General features: G+C 50.2%; 14 protein-coding genes and 8 pseudogenes. 19 read left to right on the top strand and 3 right to left on the bottom strand.

Features of this window, described 5'->3' with window-relative positions:
* Positions 1-27: 27 nt before the first annotated feature.
* Both J1G48_RS23505 and J1G48_RS22840 read left to right on the top strand, forming a co-directional pair.
* A pseudogene (locus tag J1G48_RS23505) lies at positions 28-129 on the top strand (conjugation system SOS inhibitor PsiB family protein); the annotation flags it as partial.
* Between the two features lie 2 nt (positions 130-131).
* Positions 132-788, top strand: a pseudogene (locus J1G48_RS22840) (plasmid SOS inhibition protein A); the annotation flags it as partial.
* 205 nt (positions 789-993) lie between these two features.
* Here the strand turns inward: J1G48_RS22840 and J1G48_RS22835 are convergent.
* Together J1G48_RS22835 and J1G48_RS22830 are read right to left on the bottom strand one after the other, a co-directional pair.
* Positions 994-1,854, bottom strand: coding sequence for a broad-spectrum class A beta-lactamase TEM-1 (locus J1G48_RS22835; RefSeq protein ID WP_000027057.1), 861 nt, complete (start codon positions 1,852-1,854; stop codon positions 994-996).
* 182 nt (positions 1,855-2,036) lie between these two features.
* Positions 2,037-2,594: a recombinase family protein gene (locus J1G48_RS22830; protein WP_001235713.1), complete on the bottom strand. Its 558-nt coding sequence runs from the start codon at positions 2,592-2,594 to the stop codon at positions 2,037-2,039.
* A gap of 163 nt (positions 2,595-2,757) precedes the next feature.
* Between J1G48_RS22830 and J1G48_RS22825 the strand changes: the two genes are divergently transcribed.
* From J1G48_RS22825 to J1G48_RS22815, 3 genes and pseudogenes are all read left to right on the top strand, one after another.
* Positions 2,758-5,763: a Tn3-like element Tn3 family transposase gene (locus tag J1G48_RS22825; protein ID WP_001143760.1), complete on the top strand. Its 3,006-nt coding sequence runs from the start codon at positions 2,758-2,760 to the stop codon at positions 5,761-5,763.
* 228 nt (positions 5,764-5,991) lie between these two features.
* Entirely contained in the window at positions 5,992-6,150 is a 159-nt protein-coding gene (locus J1G48_RS22820) for a hypothetical protein (protein ID WP_001704449.1), read from the top strand.
* 102 nt (positions 6,151-6,252) lie between these two features.
* Positions 6,253-7,071, top strand: a pseudogene (locus J1G48_RS22815) (DUF932 domain-containing protein).
* 310 nt (positions 7,072-7,381) lie between these two features.
* Here the strand turns inward: J1G48_RS22815 and J1G48_RS22810 are convergent.
* Positions 7,382-7,852, bottom strand: a complete 471-nt coding sequence (locus J1G48_RS22810) for a transglycosylase SLT domain-containing protein (RefSeq protein WP_015056628.1) — start codon at positions 7,850-7,852, stop codon at positions 7,382-7,384.
* Positions 7,853-8,267: 415 nt separating this feature from the next.
* Here J1G48_RS22810 and traM point away from each other — a divergent pair, with 415 nt between their 5' ends.
* From traM to J1G48_RS23495, 14 genes and pseudogenes are all read left to right on the top strand, one after another.
* Positions 8,268-8,648 (top strand): conjugal transfer relaxosome DNA-binding protein TraM, encoded by a 381-nt coding sequence (gene traM / locus J1G48_RS22805; protein ID WP_001151546.1) that lies wholly within the window; start codon positions 8,268-8,270, stop codon positions 8,646-8,648.
* Between the two features lie 193 nt (positions 8,649-8,841).
* Positions 8,842-9,527, top strand: a pseudogene (locus tag J1G48_RS22800) (PAS domain-containing protein).
* A 93-nt stretch (positions 9,528-9,620) separates the two neighbouring features.
* The gene (traY, locus tag J1G48_RS22795; protein WP_001676655.1) at positions 9,621-9,848 is read left to right on the top strand and encodes a conjugal transfer relaxosome protein TraY; all 228 of its coding nucleotides are present in this window, start codon (positions 9,621-9,623) and stop codon (positions 9,846-9,848) included.
* A gap of 41 nt (positions 9,849-9,889) precedes the next feature.
* Entirely contained in the window at positions 9,890-10,252 is a 363-nt protein-coding gene (gene traA / locus J1G48_RS22790; RefSeq protein WP_001274199.1) for a type IV conjugative transfer system pilin TraA, read from the top strand.
* A 14-nt stretch (positions 10,253-10,266) separates the two neighbouring features.
* Positions 10,267-10,578: a type IV conjugative transfer system protein TraL gene (traL, locus tag J1G48_RS22785; protein ID WP_000012130.1), complete on the top strand. Its 312-nt coding sequence runs from the start codon at positions 10,267-10,269 to the stop codon at positions 10,576-10,578.
* A 21-nt stretch (positions 10,579-10,599) separates the two neighbouring features.
* A complete protein-coding gene (gene traE, locus J1G48_RS22780) occupies positions 10,600-11,166 on the top strand; it encodes a type IV conjugative transfer system protein TraE (protein ID WP_001679518.1) in 567 nt (188 codons plus the stop codon).
* Positions 11,153-11,893 (top strand): type-F conjugative transfer system secretin TraK, encoded by a 741-nt coding sequence (gene traK / locus J1G48_RS22775; protein ID WP_001230718.1) that lies wholly within the window; start codon positions 11,153-11,155, stop codon positions 11,891-11,893. The genes traE and traK overlap by 14 nt, the downstream gene beginning before the upstream one ends.
* Entirely contained in the window at positions 11,893-13,314 is a 1,422-nt protein-coding gene (gene traB, locus J1G48_RS22770) for an F-type conjugal transfer pilus assembly protein TraB (protein WP_000146697.1), read from the top strand. The genes traK and traB overlap by 1 nt, the downstream gene beginning before the upstream one ends.
* Positions 13,304-13,900: a conjugal transfer pilus-stabilizing protein TraP gene (gene traP / locus J1G48_RS22765; protein WP_000527901.1), complete on the top strand. Its 597-nt coding sequence runs from the start codon at positions 13,304-13,306 to the stop codon at positions 13,898-13,900. Before traB ends, traP begins: the two co-directional genes overlap by 11 nt.
* On the top strand, positions 13,878-14,102 hold the full coding sequence (locus J1G48_RS22760; protein ID WP_016716015.1) for a DUF2689 domain-containing protein: 225 nt from the start codon (positions 13,878-13,880) through the stop codon (positions 14,100-14,102). Before traP ends, J1G48_RS22760 begins: the two co-directional genes overlap by 23 nt.
* Positions 14,099-14,613, top strand: a pseudogene (gene traV / locus J1G48_RS22755) (type IV conjugative transfer system lipoprotein TraV). The gene J1G48_RS22760 and the pseudogene traV overlap by 4 nt, the downstream one beginning before the upstream one ends.
* A gap of 79 nt (positions 14,614-14,692) precedes the next feature.
* A pseudogene (locus J1G48_RS22750) lies at positions 14,693-15,115 on the top strand (fertility inhibition protein FinO); the annotation flags it as partial.
* 116 nt (positions 15,116-15,231) lie between these two features.
* Positions 15,232-15,513 (top strand): annotated as a pseudogene (locus J1G48_RS23500) (disulfide bond formation protein DsbA); the annotation flags it as partial.
* Positions 15,514-15,793: 280 nt separating this feature from the next.
* A pseudogene (locus J1G48_RS23495) lies at positions 15,794-16,354 on the top strand (phospholipase D family protein).
* The last annotated feature ends 113 nt before the right edge of the window (positions 16,355-16,467 follow it).

Raw genomic sequence — 16,467 nt, 5'->3', positions numbered from 1 at the left:
CCCTTCGGGGGCGGCAGCAAGGAGAAAATGATGCGTAACATTATTACCCCCGCTGTATTGAGTACAATGATCCCCCAGGAATTCGAAGACTGGCGCGACGGCGGCGAAGACCTGCGCCGTGAACTGACATGTCCCGCCGCCGTGGAGCACGTCTGCCCGCCCTGCCACATGCGCGTACTTTTTTGCGCGTGCTGAGCGGCAGCAGCCGGATTAACACGACAGTGGCACAGCGTATTCCCGGCCTGAACTGGGAGCCGAAGAACCGGCTGACCAGCCTGAAACAGGTGGAAGAGGCGCTGGACCGCCTCATCTCCAGCCACGGGGAGTATTGCCCGCTACCACTCTCCGTGGATGTGCAGGCCGAACTGTTCCCGGAGGTGATACACGCGCGCACAGATCGCCGGATGCAGCGTGAGAAAATCGCCTTTAACCGCAAAATGCGCCGGGAGGAAAAAGCGCTGGAACATGCCTGGCTGCTGCGCCAGAACCTGCTGGGGCAGGCCATGACGGAGCTTAACTTTCAGTCGCCGGAAACCGTCAATGCCTGGTATACGCGCTGGGCTGACGAGTTTGACGCGCGGGAGCTGGCGCAGGGGTTCTGGCAGTGGCGGACGCGGTTTACCTCGCTGACGTCGCTGGACTGGCTGCGCGACAGTGATGAGCCGCTGTACAACGTGATGTATGAAATCTGGTTCATCGTCCGGGAAAACCCGGTATATGTGCGCGAGGCCGAACGTTGGCAGGTACCCAACAAGCTGACGAACCGGAGGCCCGGGCGACTTCCCTGATAAAGCCCGTCTGGAAACGCAGACCGCCCGGCTGATGGATCAGCTGGAGGTACAAATCGGGGTCTGACGCTCAGTGGAACGAAAACTCACGTTAAGGGATTTTGGTCATGAGATTATCAAAAAGGATCTTCACCTAGATCCTTTTAAATTAAAAATGAAGTTTTAAATCAATCTAAAGTATATATGAGTAAACTTGGTCTGACAGTTACCAATGCTTAATCAGTGAGGCACCTATCTCAGCGATCTGTCTATTTCGTTCATCCATAGTTGCCTGACTCCCCGTCGTGTAGATAACTACGATACGGGAGGGCTTACCATCTGGCCCCAGTGCTGCAATGATACCGCGAGACCCACGCTCACCGGCTCCAGATTTATCAGCAATAAACCAGCCAGCCGGAAGGGCCGAGCGCAGAAGTGGTCCTGCAACTTTATCCGCCTCCATCCAGTCTATTAATTGTTGCCGGGAAGCTAGAGTAAGTAGTTCGCCAGTTAATAGTTTGCGCAACGTTGTTGCCATTGCTGCAGGCATCGTGGTGTCACGCTCGTCGTTTGGTATGGCTTCATTCAGCTCCGGTTCCCAACGATCAAGGCGAGTTACATGATCCCCCATGTTGTGCAAAAAAGCGGTTAGCTCCTTCGGTCCTCCGATCGTTGTCAGAAGTAAGTTGGCAGCAGTGTTATCACTCATGGTTATGGCAGCACTGCATAATTCTCTTACTGTCATGCCATCCGTAAGATGCTTTTCTGTGACTGGTGAGTACTCAACCAAGTCATTCTGAGAATAGTGTATGCGGCGACCGAGTTGCTCTTGCCCGGCGTCAACACGGGATAATACCGCACCACATAGCAGAACTTTAAAAGTGCTCATCATTGGAAAACGTTCTTCGGGGCGAAAACTCTCAAGGATCTTACCGCTGTTGAGATCCAGTTCGATGTAACCCACTCGTGCACCCAACTGATCTTCAGCATCTTTTACTTTCACCAGCGTTTCTGGGTGAGCAAAAACAGGAAGGCAAAATGCCGCAAAAAAGGGAATAAGGGCGACACGAAAATGTTGAATACTCATACTCTTCCTTTTTCAATATTATTGAAGCATTTACCAGGGTTATTGTCTCATGAGCGGATACATATTTGAATGTATTTAGAAAAATAAACAAATAGGGGTTCCGCGCACATTTCCCCGAAAAGTGCCACCTGACGTCTAAGAAACCATTATTATCATGACATTAACCTATAAAAATAGGCGTATCACGAGGCCCTTTCGTCTTCAAGAATTTTATAAACCGTGGAGCGGGCAATACTGAGCTGATGAGCAATTTCCGTTGCACCAGTGCCCTTCTGATGAAGCGTCAGCACGACGTTCCTGTCCACGGTACGCCTGCGGCCAAATTTGATTCCTTTCAGCTTTGCTTCCTGTCGGCCCTCATTCGTGCGTTCTAGGATCCTCCGGCGTTCAGCCTGTGCCACAGCCGACAGGATGGTGACCACCATTTGCCCCATATCACCGTCGGTACTGATCCCGTCATCAATGAACCGGACTGCCACGCCCTGAGCGTCAAATTCCTTTATCAGTTGGATCATATCGGCAGTGTCGCGGCCAAGACGGTCGAGCTTCTTAACCAGAATGACATCACCTTCCTCCACCTTCATCCTCAGCAAATCCAGCCCTTCCCGGTCTGTTGAACTGCCGGATGCCTTATCGGTAAATATACGGTTTGCTTTCACACCTGCGTCTTTGAGTGCTCTGACCTGAAGATCAAGAGACTGCTGACTGGTTGAGACCCGAGCGTAACCAAAAAGTCGCATAAAAATGTACCTTAAATCGAATATCGGACAACTCATGTCTATTATTACAAATTTACGATTTAATAGACATATTAATGTAACAGTTTTACGATGTCCGATAATTTATAACATTTCGTACGGTTGGAAAAATGTTACTAAATGCCCGTCAGGCAGGGAGGCCGATATGCCCGTTGACTTTCTGACCACTGAGCAGACTGAAAGCTATGGCAGATTCACCGGTGAACCGGATGAGCTTCAGCTGGCACGATATTTTCACCTTGATGAAGCAGACAAGGAATTTATCGGAAAAAGCAGAGGTGATCACAACCGTCTGGGCATTGCCCTGCAAATTGGATGTGTCCGTTTTCTGGGCACCTTCCTCACCGATATGAATCATATTCCTTCCGGCGTCCGGCATTTTACCGCCAGACAGCTCGGGATTCGTGATATCACCGTTCTTGCAGAATACGGTCAGAGGGAAAATACCCGCCGTGAGCATGCAGCGCTGATACGTCAGCACTATCAGTATCGTGAATTTGCCTGGCCCTGGACATTTCGCCTTACCCGTCTTTTATATACCCGGAGCTGGATAAGCAACGAACGTCCTGGCCTGCTTTTCGATCTGGCGACAGGGTGGCTTATGCAACATCGTATTATTCTCCCCGGAGCCACTACGCTGACCCGGTTGATTTCAGAGGTAAGGGAAAAGGCGACGTTGCGCCTGTGGAACAAACTGGCACTGATACCGTCAGCCGAACAGCGTTCACAGCTGGAGATGCTGCTGGGGCCAACTGATTGCAGCCGCCTGTCTTTACTGGAATCACTGAAAAAGGGCCCTGTGACCATCAGTGGTCCGGCGTTTAATGAAGCAATTGAACGCTGGAAAACTCTGAACGATTTTGGCCTGCATGCTGAAAACCTGAGTACACTCCCGGCTGTGCGCCTGAAAAATCTCGCACGTTATGCTGGTATGACTTCGGTGTTCAATATTGCCAGGATGTCACCGCAGAAAAGGATGGCGGTTCTGGTTGCCTTTGTCCTTGCATGGGAAACGCTGGCGCTGGATGATGCATTGGACGTTCTGGACGCCATGCTGGCCGTTATCATCCGTGACGCCAGAAAGATTGGGCAGAAAAAACGGCTCCGCTCGCTGAAGGATCTGGATAAATCTGCATTGGCGCTCGCCAGCGCATGTTCGTACCTGCTGAAAGAAGAAACACCGGACGAATCGATTCGTGCTGAGGTGTTCAGCTACATCCCAAGGCAAAAGCTGGCTGAAATCATCACGCTTGTCCGTGAAATTGCCCGGCCCTCAGACGATAATTTTCATGAAGAAATGGTGGAGCAGTACGGGCGCGTTCGTCGTTTCCTGCCCCATCTGCTGAATACCGTTAAATTTTCATCCGCACCTGCCGGGGTTACCACTCTGAATGCCTGTGACTACCTCAGCCGGGAGTTCAGCTCACGGCGGCAGTTTTTTGACGACGCACCAACGGAAATTATCAGTCGGTCATGGAAACGGCTGGTGATTAACAAGGAAAAACATATCACCCGCAGGGGATACACGCTCTGCTTTCTCAGTAAACTGCAGGATAGTCTGAGGCGGAGGGATGTCTACGTTACCGGCAGTAACCGGTGGGGAGATCCTCGTGCAAGATTACTACAGGGTGCTGACTGGCAGGCAAACCGGATTAAGGTTTATCGTTCTTTGGGGCACCCGACAGACCCGCAGGAAGCAATAAAATCTCTGGGTCATCAGCTTGATAGTCGTTACAGACAGGTTGCTGCACGTCTTTGCGAAAATGAGGCTGTCGAACTCGATGTTTCTGGCCCGAAGCCCCGGTTGACAATTTCTCCCCTCGCCAGTCTTGATGAGCCGGACAGTCTGAAACGACTGAGCAAAATGATCAGTGATCTACTCCCTCCGGTGGATTTAACGGAGTTGCTGCTCGAAATTAACGCCCATACCGGATTTGCTGATGAGTTTTTCCATGCTAGTGAAGCCAGTGCCAGAGTTGATGATCTGCCCGTCAGCATCAGCGCCGTGCTGATGGCTGAAGCCTGCAATATCGGTCTGGAACCACTGATCAGATCAAATGTTCCTGCACTGACCCGACACCGGCTGAACTGGACAAAAGCGAACTATCTGCGGGCTGAAACTATCACCAGCGCTAATGCCAGACTGGTTGATTTTCAGGCAACGCTGCCACTGGCACAGATATGGGGTGGAGGAGAAGTGGCATCTGCAGATGGAATGCGCTTTGTTACGCCAGTCAGAACAATCAATGCCGGACCGAACCGCAAATACTTTGGTAATAACAGAGGGATCACCTGGTACAACTTTGTGTCCGATCAGTATTCCGGCTTTCATGGCATCGTTATACCGGGGACGCTGAGGGACTCTATCTTTGTGCTGGAAGGTCTTCTGGAACAGGAGACCGGGCTGAATCCAACCGAAATTATGACCGATACAGCAGGTGCCAGCGAACTTGTCTTTGGCCTTTTCTGGCTGCTGGGATACCAGTTTTCTCCACGCCTGGCTGATGCCGGTGCTTCGGTTTTCTGGCGAATGGACCATGATGCCGACTATGGCGTGCTGAATGATATTGCCAGAGGGCAATCAGATCCCCGAAAAATAGTCCTTCAGTGGGACGAAATGATCCGGACCGCTGGCTCCCTGAAGCTGGGCAAAGTACAGGTTTCAGTGCTGGTCCGTTCATTGCTGAAAAGTGAACGTCCTTCCGGACTGACTCAGGCAATCATTGAAGTGGGGCGCATCAACAAAACGCTGTATCTGCTTAATTATATTGATGATGAAGATTACCGCCGGCGCATTCTGACCCAGCTTAATCGGGGAGAAAGTCGCCATGCCGTTGCCAGAGCCATCTGTCACGGTCAAAAAGGTGAGATAAGAAAACGATATACCGACGGTCAGGAAGATCAACTGGGCACACTGGGGCTGGTCACTAACGCCGTCGTGTTATGGAACACTATTTATATGCAGGCAGCCCTGGATCATCTCCGGGCGCAGGGTGAAACACTGAATGATGAAGATATCGCACGCCTCTCCCCGCTTTGCCACGGACATATCAATATGCTCGGCCATTATTCCTTCACGCTGGCAGAACTGGTGACCAAAGGACATCTGAGACCATTAAAAGAGGCGTCAGAGGCAGAAAACGTTGCTTAACGTGAGTTTTCGTTCCACTGAGCGTCAGACCCCAAATCCGGCTCATCCCGGTGGCAACGCCGCCATTGCAGCAAAAAGTGGATGAAATAGCACAGATGCTTCACCTGATGGCGCAGTTTGCCGGAACTGAACTCAGGAAGTGACCCGGATGGCGGGGAATATCCCCGCCCCGTTATCGAAAGGAGATATCATGCGTAACTCTGAATCTACTGAAAGATGGTGGAAAAAATGAAAAGCCAGCTGGTAGCCGCTGCTGATCGTGCGGCCATGAGTGTCGCGTATGGTCAGGAAGCCGCAGATCATTACGGTATTCAGTATGGTTTTATCCGGTCTGTACGTGACTGGATCACCGGCTTCACCGAGGGGATTAAAGGGGAGCGTTGTTGAATAACACCCGCTTTTGTTACTTGAGTGTTAACGGAAATGGCGGTGTCTCCGGTCACTGCTTTTTCTTCAGAATTTTTTCATTAATTATATAAGGAATACGTTATGAGACTCGCTTCCCGTTTTGGTAGACAGAATTCCATTCGTCGTGAGAGTCCTTTGGCTGACGCTGAATTAATGCAGACTGTGCCTTCAGTTTTTTCCGGAGACAAACATGAATCCCGGAGCGAACGTTATACTTATATTCCAACCATTAATATCATCAACAGGTTACGTGAGGAAGGTTTTCAGTCGTTCTTTGCCTGCCAGAGTCGTGTACGTGATTTAAGTCGCCGGGAATACAGTAAACATATGCTGCGTTTTCGTCGTGAATGACAGATTAATGGGAAAGAGGTTCCGGAAATTATTTTGCTCAATTCTCATGACGGTTCGTCAAGTTATCAGATGGTTCCCGGGCTGTTCAGATTTATCTGTACAAATGGACTGGTATGCGGATCATTTTGGTGAAATACGTGTGCCACACAAGGGAGATATTGTTGGGCAGGTGATTGAGGGGGATTATGAGGTTATGGGGATCTTCGATAAAGCCACCGAAAATATGGAGTCAATGAAGTCAGTGATACTTAATCAGGATGAGCAATATCTGTTTGGTAAAGCGGCACTGACTGTCAGATATGAGGACGAAAATAAAATCCCTGTTTCTCCTGAATAAATAATTACTCCACGTCGTCGGGAAGATAAACAAAATGACCTGTGGACAACATATCAGCGTGTACAGAAGAATATGATGAAGAGTGGGTTACCCGGCAGGAATGCCCCGGAAAAAATACCCGGATCAGGGCAGTTACCGGTATTAATGGTGATATCCGGTTAAACAAGGCGCTGTGGATGATTGCTGAACAGTTTCGTGAATGTAAGTCATAATAACATAAGTAAAGCCCCGAAAATTTTTCGGGGCTTTACTTATGTTATTCTTCCCGGACATTGTCAGATTGTCTGTAACATCCCATTTTAATCAACAGACTTCATCGTTTTCTGTCATTTATGTGCCAGCGATAAAAACGGATCTGACAGGGTGGAAGAAGATATGATAACGGGTTCCCGTTTCGCGGGATTCCGGGCAGTCAGTATTACATTTCTGTGTTTATTCCATTCTGCTATGCGGCATAAAAAATATATGGGTTTCGGTTGATAATATTATCCCTTCTTCTGCTTGCCGGATACAAAAAGGGGATCATCGGGCGGGAGTCTGCCTGGTTTTACTTTGTTTTATCGCGATCCAGATTCGGTGTACATCAGTCGCATAGTCCAGACGACGCGCATCCTGAAGGGGAGTCTTTTTAAATCCGGCGTTGTACGCTCCGACTGCTGTCCAGGATACCCCCCACTTTCTGAATGCGATTGCCAGATAATAAGCTCCGGTGTAAATATTCAGGCAGGGATCGGAGACAAGTTGTTCCGGTTTTATTCCATAACGAGCCAGTTCTTTAAAGTGCTGAGAGTCAACCTGCATTAATCCCGAGCCATATCCCGTAACCGGGTTAATACCGACGGCATTAACCCGGTTACGGGATTCCTTCCATGAAATCGCCCGCAGTAAATCCGGATCTATTTTATAGTCTCTCCCGGCCAGATCAAAACAGTCAGCGGCATGGACTACCGTGCTCATTAATACCAGGAGGACAGACAGGAGCCATTTATACATTAATTTGCCTCTTGCGTAGTCATCCGGTAATAACTTAACCCACTCCAGCTCCATACTCAACAAATTTGCCGTCCTCACCACCAAAAGCACCACACCCCACGCAAAATTAAAATTTTGCTGATTTGTTTTTAGTAACAGTGAGTTATGTTCATAATAATGTAATTTAATTTATTTTAAAGTATTAAATAGCGGTGCAGGCACGTCGCCGGCACCGCTATGACGACGCTATACAGGGGTAGTACTGACTATTTTTATAAAAAACATTGCATTATATCAGGGGCGCTGCTAGCGTCGCTGTGCCTGTTTTTAAGTAACACCCCTGGGGGCGCTGCCAGGGGTGTTACCCCTTACAGAGTGCTCCTGAATCCGGAGTTTATAATGTTCTTATTTGTTGCGGAAAAAAAGGTGATAGTGAATGGCTAAAGTCAATGTATATATAAGTAATGAGGTACACAATAAAATAACTGCTATTGTGGAAAAACGACGCCAAGAAGGGGCGAGAGATAAAGATATCAGTTTTTCTGGTACATCTTCGATGTTGCTGGAATTAGGGCTTCGTGTCTATGAGGCACAAATGGAGCGTAAGGAGTCGCCATTTAATCAGACAGAATTCAATAAAGTATTACTTGAAAATGTACTTAAAACACAGTCATCCGTAGCCAAAATTTTAGGTATAGGATCTCTCAGCCCTCATGTCGCCGGAAATCCAAAATTTGAATATGCAAATATGGTTGAAGATATCAAAGAAAAAGTATCTTCAGAGATGGAAAGATTTTTCCATGAAAATGAAGAATAATAGCGGGATTAAATTCTGATTTACTTTAAATAAAAGTATGTTGATCTATAAAAATATAGTGACAAATTAAGTCTAAAAACAATATAGTGTCTTTGTAGTTAACGCTACGTTAAAAAATTAAGTTAAATCGCCGATGCAGGGAGTTCTCACCTCCCTGCATCGACTGTCCATAGAATCCTTTAGGGAGGTTCCTATGTGTCCGACGGATCGTAGAGAAAGAACACTCGCCAGTCAATCTGTAAATAAATACATTCTGAGTATTCAGGAGATCTATAAAAACTCACCAGTTCCTGTTTGCGTCCGTAATCAAAGCCGGAAAATCCTTTACGCAAATGGGGCCTTTATTGAACTCTTCTCTAAAGAGGATCAGCCTCTTTCCGGAGAAAGTTATAATCGTTATCAGGTTGAAGTTTTCTGTCATCCCTGGAACTTGAATGTCAGTCGCTTGGACATGGAGCTGCTTTTTGCCGGCGTTTTAATTTTCATGGGGAAATTTATCAGATAAGAATGGAGAATATTTCATTCGATAATAATGAGATAATTGTGTTGTGGCAGATAAATTTATTTCCAGATCATCCATTTTTTTCTCCTGACACAAAAAGTAAAAATTTGTCTATCTCAGGAAATGAATCATTCTGGAACGAACTGTCTCCCGGTACTTTGCTTGTTTTTTCTTTTTATACATTAGGAGTTAGTCACGCAAATATAGCTAAAGAATTAGGTATTACTATCAGAGCATCAGAAGACAGAATCAAACCTGTTAAACGTAAAATTAAAAGGAATTATGAATCTTTCGACTCATTCAGAATATCATGTATTTCTAAAGGTAAAATAATGTCATTGATAGATATTATTCGTGAATTTTATTGTGTTAAATAAATGTAAATTAAGGCGCGCCATTTTTGGCGTGTTTTTTTTTGCCGTTTTCCGTGTAATCATAAGTTTATTAGTCGTGTAAGCAGAGGTGAATTTGTGAGGAGGAGAAACGCAAGAGAGGGGATAAGTCGAACTGTCTCAGTGTATCTCGATGAAGATACGAATAACCGTCTTATCAGGGCTAAAGATCGGAGTGGAAGAAGTAAAACAATAGAAGTTCAGATTCGTCTGAGGGACCATCTGAAGCGATATCCGGATTTCTATAATGAAGAAATTTTCAGGGAGGTAATTGAAGAAACAGAGTCCACATTTAAAGAGATTTAACTTTCGTATTTATAGTTGATATTACTCAAAAGAGGAACCATATGAGCGCTATTTTAAGTGTTCAGGGTGCTTCTGCGCCCGTTAAAAAGAAATCGTTTTTTTCTGAGTTCACACGTCTGAACCTGCTGAAACTTGCCCGCGCAGTGATCCCGGCGGCAGTGCTGATGTTCTTTTTCCCGCAACTGGCAATGGCTGCCGGCGGTTCGCAGGACCTGATGGCCAGCGGTAACGGTACGGTTAAGGCGACATTTGGTAAGGATTCCAGCGCCGTCAAGTGGGTTATTCTCGCGGAAGTGCTGGTCGGTGCCGTGATGTACATGATGACCAAGAACGTCAAGTTCCTGGCGGGTTTTGCCATCATCTCGGTCTTTATTGCCGTTGGTATGGCTGTCGTCGGCCTCTGACAGGAAATAAGACCATGTCGGGAGACGAGAATAAACTCAGGAAATATCGTTTCCCGGAAACACTGACCAACCAGAGCCGCTGGTTTGGCCTGCCGGTGGATGAATTAATTCCTGCTGCTGTCTGTATTGGCTGGGGATTAATGACATCAAAACAACTTTTCGGCATCAGCGCTGCGGTTCTGGTTTATTTCGGGATAAGAAAAGTGAAAAAAGGACGGGGAAGCTCCTGGCTGCGTGACCTGATTTACTGGTATATGCCGACAGCCCTCCTTCGCGGTATTTTTCATAACGTTCCCGATTCGTGTTTCCGGCAGTGGATTAAGTAATCATTATTCCGGGATGAGTATATGGAACACGGCGCCCGTTTAAGTACCAGCCGCGTACTGGCGATAAGTTTTATTTTTATGGCCCTGCTGATTGTGCTCAGTCTGGCCGTGAATGTCATTCAGGGTATTAATAACTACCGGCTGCAGAATGAGCAACGCACGGCAGTCACCCCTATGGGATTTAACGCGCCCTTTGCGGTGTCACAGAACAGTGCCGATGCCTCTTATTTACAGCAGATGGCACTGTCGTTTATTGCCCTGCGTCTGAATGTGTCGTCAGAAACCGTCGACGCGTCACACCAGGCACTTCTGCAATATATTCGTCCGGGTGCACAGAACCAAATGAAAGTCATTCTGGCAGAAGAAGCGAGACGAATTAAGGCCGACAACGTTAACTCCGCTTTTTTCCAGACCAGTGTCAGGGTCTGGCCACAGTATGGCCGCGTGGAAATTCGCGGTGTGCTGAAAACCTGGATTGGAGATTCAAAACCGTTTACCGACATCAGACATTACATTCTTATTCTGAAACGGGAAAACGGCGTGACCTGGCTGGATATTTTCGGGGAAACAGACGATGCGAAAAAATAAGCCGTATAAGCCATTTTTACTGGCGGCCGGATGGTTATTTTCCGGTCTGGTGATGGCGTCGGGTTCCGGTACGCTGGCCCCGGTGGTGGTGTCCCTGGCTAACGGCGGTCAGGCGAACATTGCTGTCAGCAACACCGACCCGAACCTGTTTACGGTGCCGGGTGACCGTATCACTGCGGTCAGCGGTCTGGACGGCATGCTGACAAACAGTGAGCAGACAGGCGCGGGCGGCGTGGTGGTGGCCACGGTCAGTAAAAAGCCGTTCACCTTCATTCTGGAGACGGAGCGCGGGCTGAACTTTTCCGTCCGGGCCGTCCCCCGGGCCGGTGCCGGGCGCACCGTACAACTGGTCAGCGATCTGCGCGGAACCGGGGAGGAGGCTGGCGCATGGGAAACGGCCACCCCATATGAATCCCTGCTGGTTGCCGTCAGCCAGGCAGTACGTGGAGGTACGCTGCCTGCCGGCTGGTATCAGATCCCCGTCACGAAAGAAGCGCTGCAGGCCCCGGCCGGTCTGTCTGCCCGGGCTGACGCTGTGTGGACCGGCAATCACCTGAAACTGGTACGGTTTGCTGTGGAAAATAAAACGCCGTCTGCCCTGAACATCAGGGAAAGTGATTTCTGGCAGCCAGGAATCCGCGCCGTGATGTTCAGCCAGCCCGTCAGCCAGCTACTGGCCGGTACACGAATGGACGTGTACGTCATCCGTGACGGGGAGGGCAGCTGATGGCGAGCATCAATACTGTTGTAAAGCGTAAACAGTACATCTGGCTGGGGATTGTTGCGGTGGGTGCTGCCGCTGCCATTGGCGGAGGCCTTTACCTGTCTGACGTCGACATGAGTGGCAACGGGACGGCCGCAGAGCAGGAGCCGGTACCGGATATGACCGGGGTGGTGGACACGACCTTTGATGACAAAGTTCGTCAGCATGCCACCACGGAAATGCAGGTGACGGCGGCGCAGATGCAGAAACAGTACGACGAAATCCGCCATGAGCTGGATGTTCTGAATAAGCAGCGCGGTGACGACCAGCGTCGTATTGAGAAGCTGGGGCAGGACAACGCCGCGCTGGCCGAACAGGTGAAGGCCCTGGGAGCGAACCCGGTGACGACCACAGGAGAGCCCGTGCCGCATACACCTGCCTCACCGCCCGGTCCGGAAGGAGAACCTCAGCCGGGTAATATGCCGGTGACCTTCCCGCCACAGGGTGCCGTTCCTCCGCCAACCGCTTTTTATCCGGGGAATGGCGTTACGCCACCGCCACAGGTGACATACCAGCCCGTGCCGGTGCCGAACCGTATAGAGCGTAAAACGTTCAGCTATGACGCCGCCGTGAAAAAAGGCCCCTCCCTGCCGTATATCCCGTCCGGGAGCTTTGCAAAAACCATGCTGATCGAAGGGGCGGATGCCAATGCTTCCGTCACCGGTAATGAATCGACGGTTCCCATGCAACTGCGCATTACCGGCCCGGTGGAAATGCCGAACAGTAAAACATATGACCTGACAGGGTGCTTTGTGGGCCTGGAAGCCTGGGGGGATGTGTCCAGTGAACGCGCGATAGTACGTACCCGTAATATCAGCTGCCTGAAGGACGGCAAAACCATCGACATGCCGGTTAAGGGACATGTCAGCTTCCGTGGAAAGAATGGCATCAAAGGTGAAGTGGTGATGCGTAACGGCAAAATCCTCGGCTGGGCGTGGGGCGCCGGTTTTGTGGACGGTATCGGCCAGGGGATGGAACGGGCATCCCAGCCGGCGGTGGGGCTGGGGGCCACTGCGACTTACGGCGCGGGCGATGTGTTCAGAATGGGGATTGGTGGTGGTGCATCGAAAGCGGCACAGACACTCAGTGATTATTACATCAAACGTGCCGAGCAGTATCACCCGGTGATCCCGATTGGTGCCGGTAATGAAGTGACCGTGGTGTTTCAGGACGGTTTTCAGCTGAAAACCGTGGAAGAAATGGCACAGGAGCAGGCCCGTCACCGGAAGGAGGATGAAAATGCGGAAAGCCCGGTGCCTGTACCTCCGTCAGTCGACAGCCATATGAACGGCTTTAACACCGACCAGATGCTGAAGCAACTGGGTGACCTGAATCCACAGCAGTTTATGTCCGGCAGCCAGGGAGGACATGCAAATGGGAAATAACCGGCTGAACAGCCTGAAGGGGCGTGCCGTTTTATATCGTATTGCCGGTCTTCTGCGCTGGCTGATATGGGGCGTGAAATATGCCATTATCTGGCCGCTGGCCACAACAGCCATTGTTGTCATTCTGCTCTTCCGGACGGGGGATACCACGCCGGGACAACAGATGGCGCAGGAAATCGGACGGGTGAGGGCAATGGCCCCGTCCGGGATGTTTCCGGTCCGGGACTGCCCTGACCCGGTTTTCACGGTGTCGTCACCTGTACCGCTGAATCTGACGGAAAACTGTCCGCTAAAAATAACCGGCGCGGAAGAATACGCGGCAGATATCGACCAGTCCCTGTCGCAAACGGGATGGCTGTTATGGGGGATGCTGGCGCTGTTGTATACCGCGGTGGCAGTAATGATCGGAGACCGGCCGTACCGTCACAATCCACTGACATATGCGTATGACACAGCGACAAACAACCTGAAGTATATTGATAAAGAAAACGAAATCCGGACTTTAAAAGAAAATACAAACGGGCAGGTTTATTATTCCGGTAATAAAGAGGCTGAAAAAGAGGGTGATAAAAATGAACATACGTAATGTTATTTCAGTTCCTGATGAACCCGTGCAGGATGATTTTGTGAAATCTGTTATCAGTAACTGTACTACAAAAATAATACTCTCCGGTCTCCGGGAATATAATTTTTCAGTTCCCGGAATGCCTGGCGCAGGGAAAACATGTGTTCTGTCTGAATTAATCAAAAAGCTGCTGCGTGAGAATAAGAAAGGGGCAAAATCATGAACCGGATTTCATGCCTGATCCCTTTCTGCGGCGTGCTTCTGCTGTCCGGATGCGCCGGAACGAATTCCGACTTTGAATGTACCGCCACCACGTCAGACACCTGTATGACGATGGAGCAGGCCAATGAAAAAGCGAAAAGGCAGGAGCAACCTGAGACGGTAAAGCCGGGTGCGGTATCACTGCCGCACCTGGCTGAGGGTAACTTTCGCACGACGCCGGTACAGACCGTCAGTACCGTCACACCGACCGTCGGAAAGACCGTGGCCGCCCCGCGTTCCGGGCAGAACCGCCGGCACCACACCCGCTGTTTACGGCTGTCCGGGAGGTGAAAACAGTGGCACCTGTCAGTACGGCCTCTCCTGTGGTACCGCCCCGTCCACTGAGAACCGGGGAACAGACGGCGGTGTTATGGATAGCGCCCTATATTGACAGCCAGGATATTTACCATCAGCCGTCCGGCGTATTTTTTGTCATTAAACCGTCTGTGTGGGGAAAGCCACGGATTAATTAACTGACGCGTCAGTCAGATATCAGCCGGCAATGCCGGCCGGCTTTCTGTATTCAGGATCTGCCTGTAAGACGAGTGCCCGGTGCGTGAAGCGTCACTGGCAGAAAAAAAAGCCCGGGCAAGAAAAGATCTGTCCATCTACCTGCGATTTCAGTCAGTGGAGGAAGCGGTCAGCACGCTGAAACCCTGGTGGCCGGGGCTGTTTGACGGCGACACGCCCCGTCTTTTCGCCTGTGGCGTGCGTGAGGCGCTGTTTGAGGACGCCTCCAGGCGTGGTATCCCGCTGTCACACAAAAAGATAATCCGTGCGCTGAAAGCGATTGCCCGTTCTGAAGCATATCTCAGCGCGATGAAAGCCGGGGCCTGCCGATATGACACGGAAGGGTATGTGACGGAGCATATTACCGTGGAGGAAGAACAGTACGCGCTGGCGCGACTGGCAAAGGCCCGGGCGCAGAACGCCAGAAAAGCGGAACTCCGCGCGGTGCTGGCGCAGACGGTCTGAACCGGAGAAGCCCAGTATAATGAGTGAACGGATGAAACAGAAAGATCGTCTGTACGGCGTGGCACCGGCCTTACCCCGATGCTGCAGGCTGTGAAGCTAGGCCGCAGGTCCGCTATGTGTTTAAGTACTGGCCCACATTTGTACAGCAGTGGGAAAACTCGCTGAAAGCCGCACAGAAGGGGCTGGAAATCTGGAAATCAGCGAGGGCGGATGCCTGGCTTGCGTATCACAACGGTATTTTTGCCACCAGTCATTATGAAGGCGCGCTCACCAGTGAAGATATCAGTAGTGCGGCGGCCGCCGCCCTGAAAGGGCATAAAATCAGGGGTGGAAACGTGAACACGAAAAGCATACTGGATGCCAGTAACCGACTGGCACATACGCTTGCGCTGCAGGGCTCGCCGGTGATGATAATGATGCCGGTTAAGAAGGCCACGGAGAAGAACGTGACAGTGATACCGGGCGGCGCGGGACAGGAAACTCTGGAAAACGCGGCCGTGCTGATTCTGGCCGGGATGGAGCGTAATGATCGTGCCACCACTAGGGAAGGCAATAACAATTTATCCTGACGCCTCCGCCGCTCGCGTCGTTGTCCAGCCCCGGCAATCCGGGAAAAACGAGTTTCCCCCGATTCCGGCGTTTCTGAAGTAATAAAATCACTACTCTAATCAAGTTTATATGAGGTACATAATGAGACTCAGGAAAGGTCATGGATTGACGTTGGTCACACTTGCGTGTTTATCCCTGCTGGGCTCCCTGCCAGCTATTGCGGCACCGTCCGTTCAGGCCGGTTTTTCACCGGAGGGCAGCGCAGAGCAGCTGGTTCTTAAGACTATTGAGGCTGCGCAACATAATATCCGGCTGATGGGGTATTCCTTCACCTCTCCGGAGGTGGCTGGCGCTCTTATTAGTGCAAAACGTCGGGGAGTGGATGTCAGGGGGGGACTGGAAAGCCAATACCGGGAAAAACAATAACGCCAGCAGGGGGATAATGAACCTGCTGACCAGTGCCGGCATTCCGGTTCGTACCGTCAGTGTGTACAAAATTCTTCATGACAAAGTGATCGTCAGCGACGGTCGCCACACCGAAGTGGGATCGTTTAACTATTCCCGTGCAGCAGACCGTTCGAATTCGGAGAACGTGCTGTCGTCTGGGATGACTCAGTCCTAGCCCGCAGCTACCTGAACCACTGGACATCCCGCTGGGCGCAGGGAACGGACTGGAAACAGACGTACTGACATCCCAGGAAACGATCTTGAAACGTAAACCGTGCGCCAACACAGGTTACGTTCATAAAGTAAGTCGCTGATTTTAGAAATCTGTAGTATTCTCTGCAAACGATCTAGGTTTG

It is taken from the genome of Salmonella sp. SAL-020, assembly GCF_017372215.1.
In the GTDB taxonomy this organism is placed as follows: domain Bacteria; phylum Pseudomonadota; class Gammaproteobacteria; order Enterobacterales; family Enterobacteriaceae; genus Salmonella; species Salmonella enterica.
Note: the sequence above shows the minus strand (reverse complement) of the source record. Positions and strands in the feature narration are given on the sequence as shown.

Excerpts from the sequence above, each read along its gene's own strand:
- traE (WP_001679518.1), top strand. The coding sequence starts at position 10,600 with ATGGAACACGGCGCCCGTTTAAGTACCAGCCGCGTACTGGCGATAAGT.
- J1G48_RS22820 (WP_001704449.1), top strand. The coding sequence starts at position 5,992 with ATGAAAAGCCAGCTGGTAGCCGCTGCTGATCGTGCGGCCATGAGTGTC.
- J1G48_RS22830 (WP_001235713.1), bottom strand. The coding sequence starts at position 2,594 with ATGCGACTTTTTGGTTACGCTCGGGTCTCAACCAGTCAGCAGTCTCTT.
- J1G48_RS22810 (WP_015056628.1), bottom strand. The coding sequence starts at position 7,852 with ATGTATAAATGGCTCCTGTCTGTCCTCCTGGTATTAATGAGCACGGTA.
- traA (WP_001274199.1), top strand. The coding sequence starts at position 9,890 with ATGAGCGCTATTTTAAGTGTTCAGGGTGCTTCTGCGCCCGTTAAAAAG.
- traK (WP_001230718.1), top strand. The coding sequence starts at position 11,153 with ATGCGAAAAAATAAGCCGTATAAGCCATTTTTACTGGCGGCCGGATGG.
- traL (WP_000012130.1), top strand. The coding sequence starts at position 10,267 with ATGTCGGGAGACGAGAATAAACTCAGGAAATATCGTTTCCCGGAAACA.
- traP (WP_000527901.1), top strand. The coding sequence starts at position 13,304 with ATGGGAAATAACCGGCTGAACAGCCTGAAGGGGCGTGCCGTTTTATAT.
- J1G48_RS22825 (WP_001143760.1), top strand. The coding sequence starts at position 2,758 with ATGCCCGTTGACTTTCTGACCACTGAGCAGACTGAAAGCTATGGCAGA.
- traM (WP_001151546.1), top strand. The coding sequence starts at position 8,268 with ATGGCTAAAGTCAATGTATATATAAGTAATGAGGTACACAATAAAATA.
- traB (WP_000146697.1), top strand. The coding sequence starts at position 11,893 with ATGGCGAGCATCAATACTGTTGTAAAGCGTAAACAGTACATCTGGCTG.
- J1G48_RS22835 (WP_000027057.1), bottom strand. The coding sequence starts at position 1,854 with ATGAGTATTCAACATTTTCGTGTCGCCCTTATTCCCTTTTTTGCGGCA.